This is a genomic window from Streptococcus mitis (assembly GCF_000960025.1).
Lineage (GTDB): Bacteria > Bacillota > Bacilli > Lactobacillales > Streptococcaceae > Streptococcus > Streptococcus mitis_DH.
Map to the genome: position 1 here is coordinate 924,283 of NZ_JYGQ01000001.1, position 21,722 is coordinate 946,004.

General features: G+C 39.4%; 20 protein-coding genes. 2 read left to right on the forward strand and 18 right to left on the reverse strand.

The annotated features are described in order from the left end of the window. Positions 1 to 35: 35 nt before the first annotated feature. The 9 genes from TZ91_RS04700 to guaA all read right to left on the reverse strand — a co-directional run bounded on the left by TZ91_RS04700 (position 36) and on the right by guaA (position 11,208). Entirely contained in the window at positions 36 to 914 is an 879-nt protein-coding gene (locus TZ91_RS04700) for a F0F1 ATP synthase subunit gamma (RefSeq protein ID WP_033687144.1), read from the reverse strand. Positions 915 to 929: 15 nt separating this feature from the next. Continuing rightward, entirely contained in the window at positions 930 to 2,435 is a 1,506-nt protein-coding gene (gene atpA / locus TZ91_RS04705; protein WP_000996629.1) for a F0F1 ATP synthase subunit alpha, read from the reverse strand. 14 nt (positions 2,436 to 2,449) lie between these two features. Further along, the gene (locus TZ91_RS04710; RefSeq protein WP_000359020.1) at positions 2,450 to 2,986 is read right to left on the reverse strand and encodes a F0F1 ATP synthase subunit delta; all 537 of its coding nucleotides are present in this window, start codon (positions 2,984 to 2,986) and stop codon (positions 2,450 to 2,452) included. Next, on the reverse strand, positions 2,986 to 3,480 hold the full coding sequence (atpF, locus tag TZ91_RS04715) for a F0F1 ATP synthase subunit B (protein WP_020902744.1): 495 nt from the start codon (positions 3,478 to 3,480) through the stop codon (positions 2,986 to 2,988). The genes TZ91_RS04710 and atpF overlap by 1 nt, the downstream gene beginning before the upstream one ends. Before the next feature lie 13 nt (positions 3,481 to 3,493). Further along, entirely contained in the window at positions 3,494 to 4,204 is a 711-nt protein-coding gene (gene atpB, locus TZ91_RS04720) for a F0F1 ATP synthase subunit A (protein WP_033687145.1), read from the reverse strand. A 33-nt stretch (positions 4,205 to 4,237) separates the two neighbouring features. After that, positions 4,238 to 4,438, reverse strand: coding sequence for a F0F1 ATP synthase subunit C (locus TZ91_RS04725; protein ID WP_001054560.1), 201 nt, complete (start codon positions 4,436 to 4,438; stop codon positions 4,238 to 4,240). A 314-nt stretch (positions 4,439 to 4,752) separates the two neighbouring features. Next, entirely contained in the window at positions 4,753 to 6,039 is a 1,287-nt protein-coding gene (locus tag TZ91_RS04730) for a peptidase U32 family protein (RefSeq protein WP_033687146.1), read from the reverse strand. A gap of 187 nt (positions 6,040 to 6,226) precedes the next feature. Then, positions 6,227 to 9,115, reverse strand: coding sequence for a G5 domain-containing protein (locus tag TZ91_RS04735; protein WP_265183058.1), 2,889 nt, complete (start codon positions 9,113 to 9,115; stop codon positions 6,227 to 6,229). Between the two features lie 530 nt (positions 9,116 to 9,645). Continuing rightward, complete coding sequence (gene guaA, locus TZ91_RS04740) at positions 9,646 to 11,208, reverse strand: glutamine-hydrolyzing GMP synthase (RefSeq protein WP_000065711.1); 1,563 nt, start codon at positions 11,206 to 11,208, stop codon at positions 9,646 to 9,648. A 141-nt stretch (positions 11,209 to 11,349) separates the two neighbouring features. Here guaA and TZ91_RS04745 point away from each other — a divergent pair, with 141 nt between their 5' ends. Then, complete coding sequence (locus tag TZ91_RS04745) at positions 11,350 to 12,048, forward strand: GntR family transcriptional regulator (protein ID WP_033687151.1); 699 nt, start codon at positions 11,350 to 11,352, stop codon at positions 12,046 to 12,048. A 41-nt stretch (positions 12,049 to 12,089) separates the two neighbouring features. Here the strand turns inward: TZ91_RS04745 and TZ91_RS04750 are convergent, their stop codons facing one another. The 9 genes from TZ91_RS04750 to TZ91_RS04790 all read right to left on the reverse strand — a co-directional run bounded on the left by TZ91_RS04750 (position 12,090) and on the right by TZ91_RS04790 (position 21,108). Further along, complete coding sequence (locus tag TZ91_RS04750) at positions 12,090 to 12,986, reverse strand: DMT family transporter (protein ID WP_033687152.1); 897 nt, start codon at positions 12,984 to 12,986, stop codon at positions 12,090 to 12,092. Between the two features lie 8 nt (positions 12,987 to 12,994). Continuing rightward, positions 12,995 to 13,930 (reverse strand): serine hydrolase domain-containing protein, encoded by a 936-nt coding sequence (locus tag TZ91_RS04755; protein WP_033687153.1) that lies wholly within the window; start codon positions 13,928 to 13,930, stop codon positions 12,995 to 12,997. Continuing rightward, entirely contained in the window at positions 13,927 to 14,652 is a 726-nt protein-coding gene (locus TZ91_RS04760; RefSeq protein ID WP_033687154.1) for a CppA N-terminal domain-containing protein, read from the reverse strand. The genes TZ91_RS04755 and TZ91_RS04760 overlap by 4 nt, the downstream gene beginning before the upstream one ends. Positions 14,653 to 14,775: 123 nt before the next feature. Further along, positions 14,776 to 15,681, reverse strand: a complete 906-nt coding sequence (gla, locus tag TZ91_RS04765) for an aquaglyceroporin Gla (protein WP_000348095.1) — start codon at positions 15,679 to 15,681, stop codon at positions 14,776 to 14,778. Positions 15,682 to 15,840: 159 nt separating this feature from the next. Beyond that, entirely contained in the window at positions 15,841 to 17,007 is a 1,167-nt protein-coding gene (locus tag TZ91_RS04770) for an ATP-grasp domain-containing protein (protein ID WP_033687155.1), read from the reverse strand. A gap of 12 nt (positions 17,008 to 17,019) precedes the next feature. Then, positions 17,020 to 17,760, reverse strand: a complete 741-nt coding sequence (locus TZ91_RS04775) for an esterase family protein (RefSeq protein ID WP_033687156.1) — start codon at positions 17,758 to 17,760, stop codon at positions 17,020 to 17,022. 20 nt (positions 17,761 to 17,780) lie between these two features. Continuing rightward, entirely contained in the window at positions 17,781 to 18,605 is an 825-nt protein-coding gene (locus TZ91_RS04780) for an alpha/beta hydrolase (RefSeq protein ID WP_033687157.1), read from the reverse strand. A 137-nt stretch (positions 18,606 to 18,742) separates the two neighbouring features. Further along, positions 18,743 to 19,957, reverse strand: a complete 1,215-nt coding sequence (gene thiI, locus TZ91_RS04785) for a tRNA uracil 4-sulfurtransferase ThiI (protein WP_033687158.1) — start codon at positions 19,955 to 19,957, stop codon at positions 18,743 to 18,745. An 8-nt stretch (positions 19,958 to 19,965) separates the two neighbouring features. Beyond that, on the reverse strand, positions 19,966 to 21,108 hold the full coding sequence (locus TZ91_RS04790) for a cysteine desulfurase family protein (protein ID WP_045597131.1): 1,143 nt from the start codon (positions 21,106 to 21,108) through the stop codon (positions 19,966 to 19,968). Positions 21,109 to 21,246: 138 nt separating this feature from the next. Here TZ91_RS04790 and TZ91_RS04795 point away from each other — a divergent pair, with 138 nt between their 5' ends. Beyond that, complete coding sequence (locus TZ91_RS04795) at positions 21,247 to 21,681, forward strand: DUF6556 family protein (protein ID WP_033687159.1); 435 nt, start codon at positions 21,247 to 21,249, stop codon at positions 21,679 to 21,681. Positions 21,682 to 21,722: the final 41 nt, after the last annotated feature.

The window sequence follows — 21,722 nt, forward strand, 5'->3', positions numbered from 1 at the left end:
TCCTAAGTTCATTTTCATACGAGCTGGACTAGTGCCTATTCTAAGGCACTAGCTCCTGCTACGATTTCTGTAATTTCTTGTGTAATCGCCGCCTGTCTGGCACGGTTATACTGAATTGTCAAATCATTAATGACTTTCTTAGCATTATCTGTCGCTGTTTGCATGGCTGTCATACCAGCAGCATTTTCAGCTGTCTTAGCATCGATAATAGCACCATAAATCATACTTTCTGCAAATTGAGGCAACAACTGCTCCAAAATTTCTTCTCGACTAGTTTCCAACTCAAAGGTCAAACTGTAACTGTCATCCGCTTCATTTGGATCCAAGTCAACAATTGGAAGCATTTGCTCCACACGCATTTGACTGGTTAGCGTATTGACATGGTGGTTATAGCAGACATAGAGTTCATCAAAAAGTTCATTTTGGTACATTTCAACAGTTTTTGAAATAATCTTACGAACTTCATCAAAGCTTGGTTGATCTGCCAAGCCACGTAGTTCATAAAGTGGTTGAATACCACGAGCTTTAAAGAAATCAGCTCCCATTCCACCAATACAGATCATTTCAAAACCTTTACCGTCTGGATGGTATTCTTCTTTCAGCTCCATAACGGCTTTCAGAATAGAAGAATTATAACCTCCAACCAAACCTCGGTCTGAAGTAATGACGATATAGCCTGTCTTCTTAACTGGACGACTAATCAACATCGGATTGGTTGAATTGCCGGCTCCATTACCATGAAGAATATCCGTCAAAAGTTTACGAACTTTCTGAGCATAAACTTGGAAGTTGCGAGCAGCTTCTTCAGAACGACCTAGCTTAGCAGCTGATACCATCTGCATGGCATTAGTGATTTGACTCGTATTTTTTGTTGAGGCGATTTTTGTTTTAATATCATTTAGAGATACTGCCATCTGACACCTCTATTCTTATTGGAAGCTGGTTTGATTGAGAAACTCTGTAATCGCAGCATCCAAGACTGCTTCTTCTGGCAAGTCTTTTGTATCACGAATGGTTTCCAAAATCTCTGGATGTTGAGCATCAAAGAAGGCATGGAACTCTTCCTCGAAACGAACAATATCATCTACTGGAACAGTATCCAAGAAACCATGTGTCAAAGCATAGAGAATGGTTACTTGTTTCTCAACAGGTAATGGTTTGTGAACAGGTTGTTTCAAAACTTCAACTGTACGACGTCCACGGTTCAACTTAGCCTGTGTTGCTGCGTCCAAGTCAGAACCAAACTTAGTGAAGGCTTCCAACTCACGGTATGAAGCAAGGTCGATACGAAGTGTACCAGCAACCTTCTTCATGGCTTTGATTTGTGCAGAACCACCTACACGTGATACAGATGAACCCGCATCGATGGCTGGACGAATACCCGCATTGAAGAGACCATCGCCAAGGAAGATTTGTCCATCAGTGATAGAAATCACGTTGGTTGCGATATAGGCTGAGATATCTCCTGCTTGTGTCTCGATAAATGGTAGGGCTGTAATTGACCCACCCCCAAGCTCATCAGAAACTTTAGCTGAGCGCTCAAGCAAACGGCTGTGAAGGTAGAAAACATCCCCTGGGAAAGCTTCACGACCTGGAGGACGACGAAGCAAGAGAGACAGTTCACGATAAGCTACCGCTTGTTTTGAAAGATCATCATAAACGATCAAAACATGCTTACCTTGGTACATAAATTCTTCTGCCATGGCAACCCCAGCATAAGGAGCTAGGAAGAGCAATGGAGATGGTTGTGAAGCAGAGGCTGTCACAACGATTGTGTAGTCCAAGGCACCGTACTGACGTAGTGTTTCTACTTGCGTACGAACTGTTGATTCTTTTTGTCCAATCGCTACGTAAATACAGATCATATCTTGACCTTTTTGGTTCAAGATTGTATCAATCGCAATGGTTGTTTTCCCTGTCTGACGGTCACCGATAATCAACTCACGTTGACCACGACCAATCGGTACAAGGGCGTCAATAGCTTTCAAACCAGTTTGCAATGGTTCTGATACAGACTTACGTTGCATAACACCGGGAGCTGGTGCTTCTACTGGACGAGTTTTATCAGTGTGGATTTCTCCAAGACCGTCAACTGGACGACCAAGTGGGTCCACAACACGTCCAATCAGACTTTCACCTACTGGGACTTCCATGATTTTCCCTGTACGGCGGATTGTATCGCCTTCACGGATATCTGTAAAGTCACCTAGGATGATAATACCAACATCTGTTGACTCCAAGTTTTGAGCCATACCATAAGAGCCGTTTTCAAAGATCAACAACTCTCCACTCATGGCATTTTCAAGGCCATGAGCACGCGCGATACCGTCCCCGATATAGGTTACAACACCTGTTTCAGTCACATCAAAATTGGGTTTGAAATTTTCAATTTGTTGCTTAATTAAAGCGCTGATTTCTTGTGCGTTAATTGCCAAAAGAACACCACTTTCTATTTCAAATTTTCTTTAACAACTTTAAGTTGTTGTTTAATACTCACATCAATTGTCTTGTGATTGGCAAAAATGACAAAACCACCAATAAGACTTTCATCGATTTGTTCTTTTACACTCCTTACTTTAAGAGACATTTTTTTCTCAATCAAAGGGAGCAAGCGACTCTTCTGTTCATCAGTTAAAGGATGAGCTGAAGTAATCGTCACTTCAAATCGATTTGTTTCTTTTTCAAGTCGGTTCAAGCAATCTACAAGAATATCATAAAAAAGATTTGCTCTGTGATTGTAGATAAGAACCTGGATAAAGTTTTGCAATAAAGGTGACACTGAATCTTGGAAGAAAGTAATTGTTTTTTCCTTGTCAGACTCGTCTACTGCCACTTTTTTTAAAAAAGAAGGTAAGGCTGTTTCTTCAGCAACTTGCTTGATTTGAGCTAAGTCTGAAAAGATACGGTCTTCTTCTCCTTTTTCTATAACCAATTGGACAAAAGGCATGCTGTATTTTTCAATTACCTTTACTGTTTTCTTGTCCATTAAGCTTCTCCTAACTGATCGATATACTGATCAATGAGTTCTTTATGGGCATGACCGTCAAGGTTTTGTGAGATGATTTTACCAGCCAAGCTGATTGTCAAATCTGCTACCTCACCCTTAACACTTTGTAAAGCTTCAGCTTTATTTTGAGCAATTTCTTGGTTCGCTTTTTCTTTCAAGCGTCCTGCTTCTAGCTTAGCATCTGCTAAAATACTAGCTTTGCTTTTCTCAGCTGTTTCTTTCGCATTCTCAATGATTGTCTTAGCTTCTTTACGGCTACCAGCCAATTCATCTTCGCGTTTTTGAGCCAATACTTCTGCTTTTTGACGTGCTTGTTCAGCTCCGTCAATATCTGCTGCAATTTTTTCTGCTCTTTGTTCGAAAATGCTAGCCAAATTTGACCAAGCGTATTTCTTAACCAAGACTAGCAAGAGAATAAAGGAACCAGCGATTAGTATAAAATCACCAAGTAATTCACCTACTGTTACATTCATAAACTACTCCTTTCTATTCTTCATCATTAATTTTATTTCCTAGGTACATTGAAGATAACAATGTAAATACATATGCTTGTACACAAGAAATAAAAACAGAAAATGCAGTCCAGATTAGATTTGTTCCAAAAGCAATAGGATACCAATAGAAGGCCTGATGAGAAAGTAGGACTAACATACTTGCCATCACTTCTCCTGCAAAGATATTACCAAAGACCCGCAATGCAAGTGAAAGGAGATTGGTAACTTCTTCCAAGAGATTCATTGGTGTCATAAAACCTGGTGTTACAAATGCTTTTAAGTACTTTTTGATTCCACGACGACGAATTCCTTCTACGTGGGTCATTAAGATAATTGTAAAAGACAAGACCAAGTCAAATGACAAATTTGCTGTTGGTGAGGTCCAAAGATTTACACCATCTGTAGTCTGAATTCTAGCCATTAAGCCAATATTATTTGCAATGGCCATAAATAGGAATAAACAGAAATAAAAGAGAGAATAATCCTTTATCATTGGACCAAGGTTTGATTTTGTAAATCCAACAACAAAATCAAATAAATACTCTAATACATTTTGTTTTCCTGTGGGTCTCAAAGTCATATTTCGAGTTGCCCAATAAATAAAGCCAAAAATAAGTGCTACAGTCAACAAAGTCAAAACTACTATGGTTAAATTAAAGGTAATAGGACCAATATTGATGGTTGGATTAATACTTTCTTCCATCTAAAATCCTCCCTTTTTCAATTTATACTTCTTTTATTTGATGATAAATGAAAAGACAAGAGTAACGAAGAAAGTACCTTCAATAAAGGCAACCCCTAGGATCATCAAACTACGTAGTTCTGAGATGATATCTGGTTGGCGAGCAACTGATTTCAACAAACCGTTCATCAACATACCTTCACCAAGAGATACACCCATACAGGCAAGACATAGACCGAAAAATGTTAAATTCATGACGAATTCTCCTTTTAATTAAAATTTACTTACTTAGTTTAGTCCTAAAAATTGGATTTGTCAACTTTTTACTTACATTGAAAGCGTTTAATGAAAATTATTTACAATTTTACTATTTTTAAGTCTATTATATAGAAAACTTTGGAAAAAACTTGTAATAAATCCGTCCATTATCTAGGTCTTTCTGAAAAATAATGAAAAATCCGAGATGAAATCTCGGATGGAAATTAATATATTTTCTTTAACCTAATGTTCTTTTAGTAAGTAGGATTAAAGGGAAAGCAACTAGAAAACTTTCGTCTCCTACATGTTTATTAAGCACGAACTGTGACGCTGGTTCCATCTTCCTTATAAAGATTGATAAGACCTTCTTTAAGAGCTCGAACCATGTCTCCAGCTTGAACAGGTTGTGGGACTTTGATTGTCAAGAGTTCCATTGGATTCGGAGCGCGGTCTATTTTATTGCCTTTGGCATCATGTAAATTTTCGATATACGTTTCAAAATGACGGAAACTTGGGCCATAAAACTCAACTTGGTCGCCTTCGTTAATAACGTTCCGTTGGCGAATAGTTGCTGTTTGTGTCGCATCATCATAAGAAACCACTTCAGCAACAAACTTGTACTCAGGAATTTTACGACGAGCACCAAATAACTGCTCATTTTCAGATGGTGTACCGTAGTAGAAACCTGTTGCTAATTCACGTTGGGCAACCTTCCACATCTCATCAATCAAGTCTTGCTTGATAGCTTCAAACTTCTCTGGACTCTCTAGATAAGCATCAACAGCCGCCTTATAACAGTTAGTTACTGTTGAAACATAGTGAATAGACTTCATGCGTCCTTCGATCTTCAGACTGTCCACACCGTTTTCAATCATATCTGGGATATGGTCAATCATAGACATATCAACGGCTGACATTGAAAATTCTTCAGGAATTTCACCTTTAAGACTCTTACGTTCCTTCCCAAATGGCATATCGTAAAGGTCGTACTTCCAACGGCAAGACTGAGAGCAACCACCACGGTTAGCATCACGCATACTCATGTGATTTGAAAGCGTACAGCGACCTGAGTAGGAAATACACATAGCTCCATGAACAAAGGCTTCAATCTCAACGTCTGTACGTTTGCGAATTTCTGCCAATTCTTCCATTGAAACCTCACGCGCCAAAACGACACGAGTTAAACCTAGTTCTTTCCAGAACTCAAGTGTTTCATAGTTAGTCGCACTTGCTTGGGTAGAGAGGTGGATTTCAAGACCAGGCGCTTCAGTCGCTGCAATCATAATCAAGGCTGGGTCAGACACGATAACTGCCGCGATTCCGATATCACGTAGTTTACGGAACCACTCACCAGCACCAGCCTCATTTCCTTCGTGCATAACCATATTGGCAGCCACATAAACCTTAGCACCATACTTGGCCGCAAACTGGACACCTTCTTCCATCTGTTCGAAAGTAAAGTTTCCGGCACGGCTACGAAGGCCATAGGCCTGACCACCGATAAAGACAGCATCTGCTCCATATTGAACAGCTACCTTTAGCTTCTCTAAAGTCCCTGCAGGTGATAAAACCTCTGGACGTTTTAATGTTTTTGTCATGTTTTCTCCTATTTGCAATATAAAAGTTTGACGTTTTTCCTTCTCATTTTATAGTAAATAAGCCATAAAATCAAGCCTAGACAGATTGTTTTGACAATTCTAATCTTTTAGATTATTAAAGCAAAAAGATTGTCAAAGAGAAAAAGCCCACAGATGTGAGCCCTTTTCTAATATAGGTTAGAAAAAACTATTTCTCCACTTCTTTTTTCTTGTGTGCAAGAAATCCAAATCCACTCAAAACTCCTAGAAGTCCTAAGACTACAAGATTAGCATGATCTTCTGTACCTGTATTAGGCAATTCCTCTCTCTTACTTGCTACAGAAGTCGGAATTTGTGAAGTTTCTTTTGTCGATTGTTCAGTTGGTGTCTTTGATTTTGGTACTTCTACCTTTGGTGTCTCAACCTTTGGTGTTTCAACTTTTGGCGTTTCAACCTTTGGTGTTTCAACCTTTGGTGTTTCAACCTTTGGTGTTTCAACCTTTGGTGTTTCAACCTTTGGTGTTTCAACCTTTGGTGTTTCAACCTTTGGTGTTTCAACTTTTGGCGTTTCAACTTTTGGCGTTTCAACCTTTGGTGCCTCAACCTTTGGTTTCGTACCGACTGTGATAACTTCTTCTACTGCTTCTTCAGTAATCGTGGTTGGTTCATTCGGTGTTACTGCTCCTGTATTAGGATCCAAGGTATAAGTTGTCGTAGTAGTTGTCTTACCAGATTTACCAGGTCTTGTTACTTCACGATAATCTTTATCTTTTGTATTATCTTCTACATAACGTGTTGTATATGGAGTAGTTGTTTCTACAACTGTTGGTTTCGTACCTACTGTGATAACTTCTTCTACTGCTTCTTCAGTAATCGTGGTTGGTTCGTTCGATGTTACTGCACCTGTATTAGGATTCAAGGTATAAGTTGTCGTAGTAGTTGTTTTACCAGATTTACCAGATTTTGTTACTTCTCGATAGTCTTTATCTTTTGTATTATCTTCTACATAACGCGTTGTATATGGAGTAGTTGTTTCTACAACTGTTGGTTTCGTACCTACTGTGATAACTTCTTCTACTGCTTCTTCAGTAATCATGGTTGGTTCGTTCGATGTTACTGCTCCTGTATTAGGATTTAAGGTATAAGTTGTCGTAGTAGTTGTTTTACCAGCTTTACCAGATTTTGTTACTTCTCGATAGTCTTTATCTTTTGTATTATCTTCTACATAACGTGTTGTATATGGAGTAGTTGTTTCTACAACTGTTGGTTTCGTACCTACTTTAACCACTTTTGGTACCATAGGAGTTTCTTTTTCAGTCGACTTACCGTCAGTTACAGTACCATCAAGTTCATTCACAATTTTAGGTGTTGTAGTAACAATTTTACCTTCGCTACCGTTCGATTCAACAATTTCCGTACCATAGTCGATTGTTTTGTCTTCTACATAAGTTGTCGTAATTGGAATTTTTGTTTCTGTTTCTACAGGTGGTAAGTTGTTCTCATACTTCTGTTTATACACATAGGTAATGACAGTTTCACCTTTCACAATCTCTGTAATATCTTGTTTGTCTTGTTCTTTAAAGGTATAACGCTTGTTCTCAAAGTCTAAATCGGTCGGATGAGTTAAAGATACCTCAGAACCTACTTCTTTAAGTTCAGATTTAACACTAGGTGCAATTTCAACACCTTGTTCGTTTACAAACTTCTGAGTCACTAAACCTTTGTTTTGAACTTCTGTATAAGTAACAGTATGGAAAGTGCGAGACACACCGTTGATTGCTTTTTCTGTATCTGTCAATTCAACTCTTTGGATATTTGATGCATAAACAATGCGAGGTGTAAACTGATTACGTTTATTAGGAACTACTTTACTAGCAATGTACTCTTTTTGAGAAATTGTATTTTCTCCAAGTAAAGATGTTTCTTGTCTATAAGTGTAATCAGCACCAGCTGAACGTAATTCAAACTCGGATAATTTAGATTTTGGAATATCAGAAGACGTTATAACCCCTTTACCCTTAAAACCTTGGATATCTAAGAATTTTGCATATAAATCTTTAATTGGAATAATATTCCCTTGCTTATCCTTATATGTATAAGTTCGAGTATAACCAATGAAATCAGTATGATTTTCAGCACGTCGAGTTAAGTTTTTAATAATTACATGAGTCTCAACAGGTTTACTACTAAATGTAGCGTAAAGTTTGGTTTCTTCAGGTAGTGTATACTCAAATTTAGCAGTTGTCTCAATACTACCGATACCGTAAATACTAGATAAAACACTATCTGAACGAGGTGTGATGGTGTAACTATACACAGTGTTTGGAGTTAGTTCCACTATACGAGCAGGATACCCGATATTCACACGATTTGTTGCATATTTATCTGTAATTCCAATTCGATCAGGTACCTTAATAAATGTTTCTGTAACTTCCTCAGTAGTTGGTTTCGATACTGCATTATACAAACCTTGAGAATCAGTTAACTCCAATTCATTCGCTTTCAAATACCGAATTTCACCGCTACTTGATGTAATCGGGCTAACTGACGCTTCTTTCGAGACATCTTCATCGATATCTCGACTATTTACCTGAGAAACTAATCTAGCTTTTACTTTAATATAATTAGCATTAATAAGAGTATTTTTAAACTCATCAATCTTAGTTCTATCCGCTTTTACTTGTTCTTGTTCAGCTTTTGCAGACTCTAAATCACGAATTTGAGAATCTACTTTTTCTTCAGCAGTTGTGCGTAAATGTGTAACCTCAGAAGAACTATTTGCAACACCTACATTTTCAGTGGGTGTTTCTGTAACCTTAACCCCTAAAGCTTTTACTTCTTCAACTTTAGCTTTTAACTCGGTTTCTTTTACCGTATGTGTTGTACTCGTTTCATACTCACTTTGAACCACAGTTTCGCTAGGAGGAGTCTGTGCTGCATTAGGAGGTGTACTTGAATTTGGTTGTTCGTCAGCGCTTACAATCCCATTTAAAAATAAACTCCCTAAAGCAGTCGTTAGGATAATGCCACTTAACAAACCTAACTTAGTTTTACGGAGATAGCCATGACCTTTTTCTTGTTTTACTGCTTTATGCAATAGAAACACCAACTTTCATTTATTTGTATTGTTAATATTATTACATAATTAACTAAAAAAGTAAAGGTATCAACTCAAGAATTAAATACAATAAATTTATAAAAACTTCCTAACTACTGTACTAGAATTTTCTACAATTCAAAAAACAATATCAGAACGGATTGATACTGATACTAAACAAAAAAACAAAATGACTCTTTATACATCTATGGTAGGATTCAAGACAGATCATTTATTTCTTAATCGATATATAAAAGGAATCCTGATTAAACTGTCTTTAAAACTTAAGAAATCAAGGATATGATAAAAGGAATGGATATCAGTATATCTATTTTTACCATCTCAAAAGTAGATCCAGAGAATATAACTGTTCTCTTATGATGAGACTTTGGAGGCAACCATTCTGTCTTGTTTTATGAAAGAATAGCTTAACCTTTTACTTAAAATATTCAGCTAAAAAAAGAGAGAACGATTTTGTTCTCTCGAAATCCTTATTTTTCATTTACTATAAGAGTAAAGTATTTATAGCTTTACTCCCACTCAACTGTTGCAGGTGGTTTACTTGTAATATCATAGACGATGCGGTTAACGTGGTCCACTTCGTTTACGATACGTACAGAAATCTTTTGAAGGACATCCCAAGGAATTTTTGCAAAGTCAGCTGTCATACCATCGATAGAAGTGATTGCACGGATTGCAATTGTGTAGTCGTACGTACGACCGTCACCCATAACACCGACTGAACGAACACCTGTATTAACTGTGAAGTATTGCCAGATATCGCGGTCAAGACCAGCTTTGGCAATTTCTTCACGAAGGATAGCATCTGACTCACGAACTGTTTCTAGTTTCTCTTCAGTGATTTCACCCATGACACGGATAGCAAGTCCTGGTCCTGGAAATGGTTGGCGCCATACGATATGGTCTGGCATACCAAGCTCTGTACCAAGAGCACGAACCTCATCTTTATAAAGAGTATTGAGTGGTTCAATCAATTCAAATTGCATGTCTTCTGGAAGACCACCCACGTTGTGGTGTGACTTGATAGTTTGAGCTGTATCCGTACCAGACTCGATCACGTCGGTATATAAGGTACCTTGAGCAAGGAATTTCACATCTTTGAGCTTGCTTGCTTCGTCATCAAATACATAGACAAACTCATTACCGATGATTTTACGTTTTTGTTCAGGGTCAGAAACGCCAGCAAGTTTATCAAGGAAACGTTTAGCAGCGTCTGCTTTGACGATATTCAAACCAAACTTACCACCAAGCATGTCCATAACTTGGTCCGCTTCTCCTTTACGAAGAAGACCGTGGTCTACGAAGATACAAATCAATTGATCGCCAATAGCCTTTTGGAGAAGAACTCCAACAACTGAAGAGTCAACACCACCTGATAGACCAAGAAGGACACGTTTATCACCGACGGTTTCACGAATTTTTTGGATCTGCATATCAATGAAGTTATCCATTGACCAGTCGCCTTTAGCCTTACAGATGTTAAGGGCAAAGTTACGAAGGATATCATTTCCGTATACAGAATGACGAACTTCTGGGTGGAATTGGATACCGTAAATGTGTTTATCTGGGTTTTCAATGGCTGCATAAGGGCAGTCAGCTGATGTTCCAGTACGAACAAAGTCAGCAGGAATCTCAGTGACCGCATCACCATGGCTCATCAACACAGTCTGCTCGTCTGGTGTTGATTCAAAAAGAGCTGATGGAGTGTGAGTAAGAGTTGATTGACCGTATTCACGATTCCCAGCATCACCTGCAGGAACAACTTTTCCTCCAAGTTTATGGGTCAATAACTGCATACCATAACAAATTCCCAAAATAGGAATTCCCAGTTCGAAGATCTCTGGGTCAATATCGAATGAACCATCTTCGTACACAGAGTTTGGACCACCTGAAAGGATGATTCCCACAGGATTGATTTCACGAACTTCAGCAGCTGAAATTTTATGGCTTTTTAGCTCTGAAAAAACACCAATCTCACGGATACGGCGTGAAATCAGCTGGTTGTATTGGCTACCATAGTCCAATACGATGATTTTTTCTACATCTTGCAAATCAGTTGAAATGTTGCTCATCTTTTTCCTTTCTCAAAAGAAATATCTTTTTTCAATATTCTATCACAAATAAGGGCGAATTACCAACTAAACAAGGCGAAGATTGACTTTTTCTAGTTTATTGGGGTACAATAGAGAAAAGATAGAAATGAAGTGAAAAATATGCTACCCGCTTATATGAAAATCCATGATCAGATTAAAAAGGATATTGACGAACATCGTTGGGTAATTGGTGAGAGACTTCCCAGTGAACGAGACTTAGCAGAGCAGTTTGCGGTCAGTCGCATGACCCTCCGCCAAGCTATATCTCTATTAGTTGAAGAAGGTGTTTTAGAGCGCAGAGTTGGAAGTGGCACCTTTGTATCCAGTACACGTGTACAAGAAAAGATGAGAGGGACAACCAGTTTTACTGAAATTGTTAAGTCCCAAGGTAAAGTACCCTCTAGCCAACTCATTTCCTACAGAAAAACCATTCCCAATGAACAGGAAGTTGCCAAGCTAGGAATTTCTCCTACCGAAAATATTATCCGAATGGAACGGGTTCGCTATGCCGACCAAGTTCCTCTGGTTTATGAAGTTGCTTCTATTCCTGAAAAATTCATTAAGGACTTTAAAAAAGAAGAAATCACTAGTCATTTCTTCCAAACCTTGCAAAAACATGGCTACCGTATTGGTAAATCACAGCAGACCATCTATGCTCGTCTTGCTAAAGAAAAGATTGCCCACTATTTGGAAGTTGAAAAAGGACATGCTATTCTTGGTTTGACTCAGGTTTCCTACCTAGAAGATGGTACTGCTTTTGAATATGTAAAAAGTCAATATGTAGGCGAACGCTTTGAATTTTATCTTGAAAACAATTAGATTACTATGCAAAAACTCTCTGTCACGGACAAAGAGTCTTTTTATTTTTCTAAGAGTAAATCTTTCAACGAAATCAAAGTTACAGCAAACAATATCATTGCCATACCAAGAAAATCAATGGGATAAAATTGTTCATTCATGATTAAGAAGGCAAAGAAAACAGCCGAAATTGGCTCAATTGAAGCCAACAAACTTGACTTGACCGGCCCTATCAAACTGGCTCCTTTAAGGAAAGCTGTATAGGCAAAAACAGTCCCGATAAGGATAATTCCCGCAAAAGCGAGGAGAAAATCAAGACTAGTTGGGATAGTAGCCGCTAGAACTCCTGTAAAAGGAAGGGCGACCAAACCTGCTATGACCATTCCCACACCAATAACCAAGCTGCTCCCCCATTTCTTAATCAAGGCTATGGGCAAAATGATATACAGTGCGTAAGTCAGAGCAGAAAAGAGACCCCAGAACAGGCCTGCAGGTGTCATGGATAACTGGTCCAACTGCCCATGAGTTGCAATCAGGAAGGTCCCTCCGATGGCTAATATGATAGAAACTATCTCTCCCAGTGTCGGTGCCACCTTATCCTTGATACAGCTATAAATCAAAATCCCGACAGGACAAACATACTGAAGCACCGTCGCGGTTCCTGCATTGGTTTCCTGAATAGCAGTTAGATAGGCAAATTGATTGAGGAAGAGGCCAATTAGAGCAAAAATGAGAAGAGACAGCAAACTTTTTCTATCCTTTAAAAAGGCCAGCATTTTATCCTTTGCAGTGGCATAAGCCAAGAGCATGAGAATTCCACCAGCGATTAAAAGACGCAAGTTGGTCAAAACCAGGGCCGAAATTCCGTGCGCCATCAGGTATTGGCCACTCGTTCCTGACAATCCCCAAGCAATCCCAGCCACAACTGTTAATAGAGTCCCTTTTAAACTGTTTGACATGTCTCTCCTTACTCTTCTTTGCGAATCAAGTCCATCACTTGATTCCGGTCTACAATCCATTGAGCCCTCTCATCCTTTTCATAGGTACGATTCGATAGGAAAATAGCCGCTTCTTGCTTCTGGCGATTCCACATGATAAAGGTACCTGTATAGCCCGTATGGTCTAGCCAATCTCCTTCCAAATTCCATGCCAAAGAACGTTCCTTGTCATCCAAAGGAGAAAAATTTTGACTCAAATCTCTTGCAAAATCATCTGATAAATAGTGTTCTAAAAAGATTTGTAGATCCTTTACAGTCGAAAACAAACCAGCACTCCCTGCATGTCTGCCCAGGAGACGAGCCTTTGGATCATGAACCATACCGGCTTCCACACCTCTGACGGTTGGAACAGCACGCTCAACAGGGCCAAATTGGGTTTCCGTCATTCCCCAAGGATTCCAAACTTGTTCTTGTAAAATCACATCCAAGTCTTGATTAAAGATTCTTTCCAAAATAAAACCCAACAGCAAAAAATGGACATCCGAATAAAGAAAGGCTGGCTGGCTTCGTCTGTTGAGATGAAACATCGCTTCCTTTAATTCTGAATCTGTTAAAAGATCACGATTGGGAATAAACGGATCAAGGTCTGTAGCGTGAGTTAAGAGCTGGCGAATAGTGATGTCTGGATAATCACTCTCTGGTAAAAAATCTGTTACCAGTCTGTCAATATCTAATTTACCTTTTTCCCACAAGAAGGTAAAAACAGTACCTACCCCAACAACCTTGCTGACACTGGCTAGGTCATAAACTAGTCCTGCTTGAGTCTGCAAGCCATGCTCTGGGTCACTCTGACCTAAATAGAACTCCTTCCATTGATGGTCCTTAAAATACGCAAAAGAGGCTCCGGGATAGATCCCTGCCTCGATTTGTTCTTCTATTTTTTTAATAATCTTGGTCCACTTCATACTTCTTCAAACCACAATTCAACATTATTTCTATCTTTTCCAAGGAAGAATTTTTCAGACTTGGGAATAAAATATTCAGTAGACTCAAATTTCTGGCGAAGACTTTCTATATCTAGTTCATTGACCAAGAACTTGAGCATAGATAAGTCCCAAGTAATCGTATTGTCCACAGTCAAATCTTGCCCCTGAGCTGGGATAAAATCAAGTGACGCCCCAATTTCAGATAGTTCCAAGAAACTATCTACATCCGTTGGGAGGTGTAATTCCATAGAAATTTCAAATTTACTTAAAGAAATTGACTCCAGATCTGTTTGAAATTCTGGCTTTTCTCCTACTTCTACTAGATTTTCTCTGTCATCTTCCGCATGAATCAAAACCAAATCATCTTCTGGAGAGTAAATTTCAAAAGCGTAGCCGTTTTGACCTTTATATAATTGATGAATCGAATCTGTTTTAGATAAGAGTCCTTCAATTTCTAAGGGATTTTCCACTTTGACAATCAATCTAGCTAGTTTTTTTCTTCCCTCTACCTTACGAGTGCGCATACTTGGAGCTTCTTCTAAAACCAGCTTTTCTAGACCTGTTTGATCACCTAGTGACAGAAAGGCTGACTCTTCTAACAAGGCCTTCATGCCAAGGGTTTCTATATAAAATGTTTCATTTAATTTTCTATTATTAACTTTTAAAGTAGGAATAATCCGTACAATCTGATTTACATTCATAAATTCCTCCAACTCTTTTATTTTAAAGGATTTTAGAATTTTTTACAAGAAATTATGCTCAGATTTACCTTTTTTTCGTAAAATTTCATCTAAAAAACCGAGGATTTCCTCGGTTTCAATTTCTTATAGGTAAAGGAATTTGAAGATAGCTACTGCCGCAATTGCTGCTGCGATCGGTGCTACTACTGGTACCCAAGAATACCACCATTTTGAATCACCTTTGTGCTCACCAAGAACTGATTTTGGAAGGAAAGCATGAAGGAGACGTGGTCCCAAGTCACGGGCTGGGTTCAAGGCAGGTCCTGTAGGTCCACCAAGTGATGTTACCAAGGCCATAACAAGGAATCCAAGTGCCAAGTGAGCAATTCCAAGACCAGATGTCATAAATGGTGCTACTTGTTCTTTAGCTTGATCAAGTGCTGCTGTTACTTGTTCTTGAGGAATTGTTTGACCTTGAGTAGTTGCTTGTGCAACTTGAGCATTGATAGCAGCTTGTGCTTTTGATACTAGTTCAGCACCAAAGAAGTTTTTAGTCATTCCAAGAGCTGCAAAGAAAAGAACAAATGAACCAACAAACTCGTTTACAAAACCGTTAACAGTTGCTGCAAAACGTGATTCTTTTGTACCATTATCCAAACTTGAAATGGTTGAGAAAGTACCCAAAATGTTGTTTGGATTTTCAGTTTTCAAGTAATATGGGCGGTGTGTTGCCACAACCAAGGCTTGACCAAAGATAGCACCCAAAACTTGTGCGATGATATAAGGCGCAACTTGTGCCCAAGGGAAGAGACCGCTGATCGCAAGTCCAAGAGTGAAGGCTGGGTTAATGTGGTTACCAGATACGTTACCAAACATCAAGGCTGGGATCATAACCCCCATACCATAACCAACAGCGATAACGATCCAGCCACTTTGGTGACCTTTCGTACCTTTAAGTTCAACGTTGGCAACTGCACCATTTCCAAGAATGATCAAAATAGCAGTGGCCAAAAATTCAGTGGCATATTTAATTGCCCATGTGAAATCCATTTGATAGATTCTCCTTAAAATTTTTTAGACAATCCTTATTCTATCAATTTTTATATCTTTTAGCAACAGGTTTTCTAAAAGAATGTATGAGAAAGCGGTTTTATTTCTCTTATTAAAACAAAAGGATTAAGGGGATCCATTTCCTTAATCCGAGAGTTCTTATTCTTGACGTTGTCCGAAATCTGCAATCATCTGCTCCATTTCTTGTCGACTCGGAGTTGTCAGCATATAAAGGTAATCTCCTTGAAGTTCCGCAAAGGCCGCTGGCATGATTTTTTTAACCTTGAACTGATGGCTGTATTTGGCAAGCAAGTCCTCCTCAGAATAGACATAATGAGCATTTGCACGGCGAGACGTAGCCAAACAATACTGAGGTTCAAAGTCTAATACTGGGAACACTTCTCCTGCGACAATAGCAGCATAGCCACGATAAAGATCCAAGGAATGAGCAAAGTTATAAACATCAATGGTAAAACCACCTGCAGGACGGTTATTGTACTCAATGGCAATGTAGTCGCCCCCTTCACGGAAGAACTCAATATGGAAGAACCGTTCTTTCATACCAAATTCTTTGACAATTGCCTCACCATATTTACGTAATTTAGGATCCATATCCTTGAGAACGTAGTAGGAATTGTCCATCTTGTAAATCATGAGATCAAGCGGTGTATAGGCGTAGTCAAAAGTTGTTGAAAAGACAATCTTTCCATCCTTGTCCACTAGACCATCAAAAGTGCAAATTTCGCTAGAGGTGACAAATTTCTCAAAGAAATAAACAGTTGAATGATCCCACTCAGACTTGAAGTGATTGATATCGTCTTCTGTTTCAAACTTAAAGGTCGCGGCTGCTCCCACTCCATTATCAGGTTTGGCAATCATTGGAAGACCGATTTCTTTCACTGCTTGATCAACATCTGCTTCCGTCTTGATAACAGCTCCAGGTACCACAGGGACACCTGCTTTTTTGAAAAGCTTCTTCATTTCAGACTTAAATTTTGTCTTTTTGAGATCCTCTGGTTTGGCACCAAAAACATTGAATTGTTCTCTGAGTGTTGCATCCAGCTCAAGCCAGTATTCATTGTGGGATTCAATACGGTCAATTGGACCATGTTTATAAAAGAGAAAAGCAACTGCACGTTTGACTTCATCTATATTTTCAAGATTGTCAACACGGAAATACTCGGTCAGGCTATTGCGTAAAGGTTCATCCAATTGCTCGTATGGTTCTTGACCAATTCCCAATACTATGATGCCTTTATTAGCTAGTTCAATGGTAAACTGTTGAAAGTTTTGCGGATAGTAGGGAGAAATAACAAGGTAATTCATAGGTAACTCCTTTTATAAATAGAGATTTCCAAGGAAATAAGGCATTTGTTTGCGCCACCATTCCCAGTCGTGGGCGACATCGTGTCCCCATTCAGCAAACCAGGCTGGAATTTGTTTCTGGTCAAAGGCTTCTTTAAGCTTGTAGAAAGATGGTAGACCGTCTTGTTCCCAGGCTCCAAGACCCGTACACAGCACAATCTCTGCCTGACGGTAACGGTCAATAAACCAGCCGTCATTCTGATTCCAGATATAATCTACTGGCGAGTTTTGATAAATAGCATCGTCATTGTAGTAATCGCCAACAAAGAAACGTGCGTCGTAAACACCACTAAGAGCAATCACCTTGGTAAAGACATCTGGATGTTGGAGAAAAAAGTTGACTGCATGGTAGGCGCCCATCGAGCAACCTGTCGTCATCATACCATCAAACCACCCTGTCTTATGCTTGATAAAAGGAATGGCCTCATCAATCACATAGCGCTCGTAGGCACGGTGCATCTCTGCTTGGTCGTGACCATTTTTCCAAGTTGCCAACCAGCTCTCACTGTCAACACTGGATAGGGTAAAGAACTGGACACGGCCTTCCTCGATAAAAGAAGCACAGGCATCAATCATGCCAAAATCATAGTATTCGTTGTGACTACCACCTGATGAAGCAAAAACCACAACTGGAATCCCAGCATGTCCATAACGATTAAGGTACATTTCACGGTTAAGATTGCCACTCCAGTGGCTAAGGTTTTCAATATGCATTGACTTTCTCCTTTCTTACTTTACCATTTTTCTGCAAAAAATCTCAGACAGTCTGGTAAATTTTCTGACCAAGGGATTTCACTATGGATGGCACCAGACTGAACTTTCAAGACAAGATTATCTAAGTGTACCCCACCTGCTATCAAATCATGGTAATACCTAAGAGACGAATCGATATAGGCTTGTTTGATATTACCAGCCATCAGGGTCTTGTCCGTATCATCTGCTTCTTCTGTTCCAACATAGATAAAGATACGCTGGTCGGGCGATAGTTTCTTGCGCTCGATATAGCGATTAAAGGCTTCTTGATGGAGCCAGTTAGCAGATGAAAAGACCCCTAGACAACCAATCTGGTCTTGGTATTCCAAACCGATAAACTGGGTAATATTGCCTCCTAGTGAAGACCCAATCATAGCCGTATGCTGGCGGTCAGCTTTGGTACGGTAGGTCTCATCGATAAAAGGTTTGACCACCTCCATGACAAACTCAGAATATTCCACACCCTTACCGCCAAACTGCTGCCCCGGAATAGGAGATTCTTGGAACTTCCAAGCCGCATACTCATTCATCCGCCCCATACCATCATTGTCAATGGCAACGATAATCATGCGACTGATATCAGGATTGCGCTTAATAGCTGGGATAATCTTCCATGAATGACCAATGAAAGACTCTTTACTATAAAAAACATTTTGCCCATCATGAAAGTAAACAACAGGATAGGAGCGGTCCGTGTCTTTCTCATAATCTTTAGGCAGAAGAACACGTACACGGCGTTCCTTACCTGTATAAGGAACCTTGAGTTTGTGTTCTTTCATTTTTAGATAAAAGTAGGATTGATTCATTGTCAGAAAACTCTCTATATTCAAAATTTTATTTTATTATATCACAATTATAGAAAAAAAGTTAGTTTTGCTTCCACTTTTGGAATTAAAAACTAACTTTTTCATTTATTTTTTCTAAATTCTTCTGGATTTTCTGATTAGAGAAGATTGTCAATCAAGTCATCCACTTCATCTTTTTCAGCCTGCGGTGTAATCTCAGTAATCATGATTCCAGCCACAGCTCGCTCTACTAATCCTTCAACATCCATACGCGCTTCGTACTGCTCCGCATTCTTAATCTTAGGATTTGTTTTCGGACGATCTGGCGCAAAAATGGTACAACAGTCTTCAAACGGTTGGATTGAAATGTCAAAGGTGTCAATTTCCTGAGCAATGTCAATGATTTCCAACTTATCCATTGTCACAACTGGACGGATGATGGGAGTGTTGGTAACTGCATTGATAGCCTGCATGCTCTCCAAGGTTTGGCTGGCTACTTGACCTAGGCTTTCCCCATTGATGATTACTAAACCATTTCGTACCTCACGAATACGATCTGTAATCCGCATCATAAAGCGACGAGTTAGAGTCATCAAGTAAGCTTCTGGTGCTTTAGCCTTGATTTCCTCTTGAATCTCTGTAAAAGGAACTTCGATAAACTGGATATTTCCCCCAAACTTGGTCAATTTACGAGTCAAATCTTGGGCTTTTTTAAGAGCACCAGGACTCGTGTATGGTGGACTTGCAAAGTGAACAGCCTCAATATCCACTCCACGTTTCAAAGCAAGATAACCTGCTACAGGTGAATCAATCCCTCCTGACAGCATGAGCATGCCTTTACCTGAAGTTCCAACTGGCAAACCACCAGCCCCACGAATAGTTTCATAAGAAAGATAGGCTGCTTCTTCACGGATTTCCACTTGGAGATTGATATCAGGACTTTTCATTTGAGCTTGTACGTTTGGAATGGCTTCAAATACAGCCCCTCCAAGTGTTTGATTGAGTTCACGACTATCCAACTCAAAGTTGTGGTCGCTACGCTTGCTAGAAATTTTAAAGGTCATGCCATCCTTGTAGATGTCCTGCATAATCTCTTGGACAGCAGACTTCAGAACTTCTACAGATTTTTCAACCTTATAAACAGGGGAAAAGTTTTGAATTCCAAAAACTTGTTTGAGCGATTCTGCTACTGCTGTGTAATCTGCTCCATTGAGGTAAGCGTGGGCACGGTCGCGATCTGCTGTTACCTTAACTTGGGGATAGATAGACAAAACGTCTGAAATATTATTGCGAAGTTTATTGATGAAACGCATACGGTTTTTACCCTTGGTTGACAACTCACCGTAGCGAATCATAATTTCTGAATATTGCATGAATGCTCCTATCTTACTTTTCTAGTTTGATTGTAAATTAATTTTAACTTGGTCAAAAACTGCTCGACCTGACTCATATCATTTTCAAGGTCTAGGCTTAAACGCACAGCTGACTGAGCCTTATCCTTGTCCACTCCCATAGCAATCAGGGTTCCGGCTGGTTTTCCTGCCTTTGACGAACAAGCAGAGGTCGTTGAGATAAAAATATCATAGTCTTCAAAGGCGTGAACGATGACTTCACCACGAACACCCTTGATTCCAAAAGTCAGAATATGAGGAGCAAAGTCTTCCTCATCTGAAAAGACAAAAATATCTGGATAGTTCAGAAGTGCTTGACGAATCACTGCCTTCATCTGTCCAGTCTTGCTCCTAAAGATATCTAGCTTTTCCATAGATAAACGGAGAGCTTTGGCTGTCGCTGCAATTCCTGCCACATTTTCAGTTGTCGAACGGTAATCACTTTCCTGACCACCACCTGTTAAAAGAGGCGTAATCTTCTTTCCAGACTTGATATAGACAAAACCAACACCACGAACTCCGTGGAACTTGTGACCAGAGAAAGTCGCGAAATCCACTCGTTCTGTCAGATACTTTTCAGTCGGAATCTTAGCAAGTGCTTGAACCGCATCAACGTGGAAGGAAATAGTCGGCTTATCTGCCAACAGTTCTGAAATAGCCTCAATGGGCTGAACAGAACCGATTTCATTGTTCACAGCCATGACGGAAACGAGGGTCGTATCAGGTCTTATCAAATCTGCTAACGCTTTAACATCCACAAATCCTTTGTTATCAACTGGAGCAAAATCCACTTCAAATCCTTGACTTTTTAACCAGAGGGCTGACTCTTTGACTGCCGGATGTTCAATGGATGATACAATGATGTGCTTTCCAAACTGGGCTTTTTCAAAGGCCACACCCTTGATAACCCAGTTATCTCCTTCTGTCCCACCAGAAGTAAAGAAGATTTCCTCACTTTTCTTACCGATTAAATCCGCAATCTGTTGGCGGGAAGCATCTAAGATTCGTGTTGCCTGGTCTCCCAAACGATGAAGACTAGATGGATTTCCTAAAATTTTTGAAGACACCTGCATATAAGTTTCAAGGGCTTCAGGATAGGGCTTGGTCGTCGCCGAATTATCAAAGTAAATCATGTTTTCTCACACTTTCTAAAATCACTCCTTCTATTGTATCATGAAACGGAGCCTGCGACAAGAAAGGGCAATTCCTCTTTTTTTAAGATTTTTTTAAAGAAATGCGGTATAATAAATTTTAATTAAAGGAGAGAATGTATGTCTAATTATCGTAGAACTTCAAAACCAAAAACAGAACACATCAAAAAAGGCTTTACAGTCTTTCAAAAAACCGTTGCTACTATCGGTAGTATCCTTGGCTTAATTACCGCAAGTATCACGATTATGAACGCCTTGGATAATAACAAAAATACTAAAAAAGAACCTACGACAAGCCAGACGACAACCATTGTCAAAGAAATTCAAAAGGAATCCCCTCAGGAAAACACTAGTCCCAATAAGGAAAATAACACTTCTCAAGAAAAAACACAGCAAGAGGAAACACCAAAAGCTAGCGTCAAGGAAGAGAAAAAAGAAGAGCAGAAAACAGCAACTCAGGACTCTACTACTCCTGCTCCTACTCCAAGTAAACCTGCTACTGAAAATGAAAAACAGTCCAATAGTCCAACTTCGGAAAATAAAACTAATCAATAATCACTAAAATAGCCTCCTTCCAAACTTGGAAAGAAGCTATT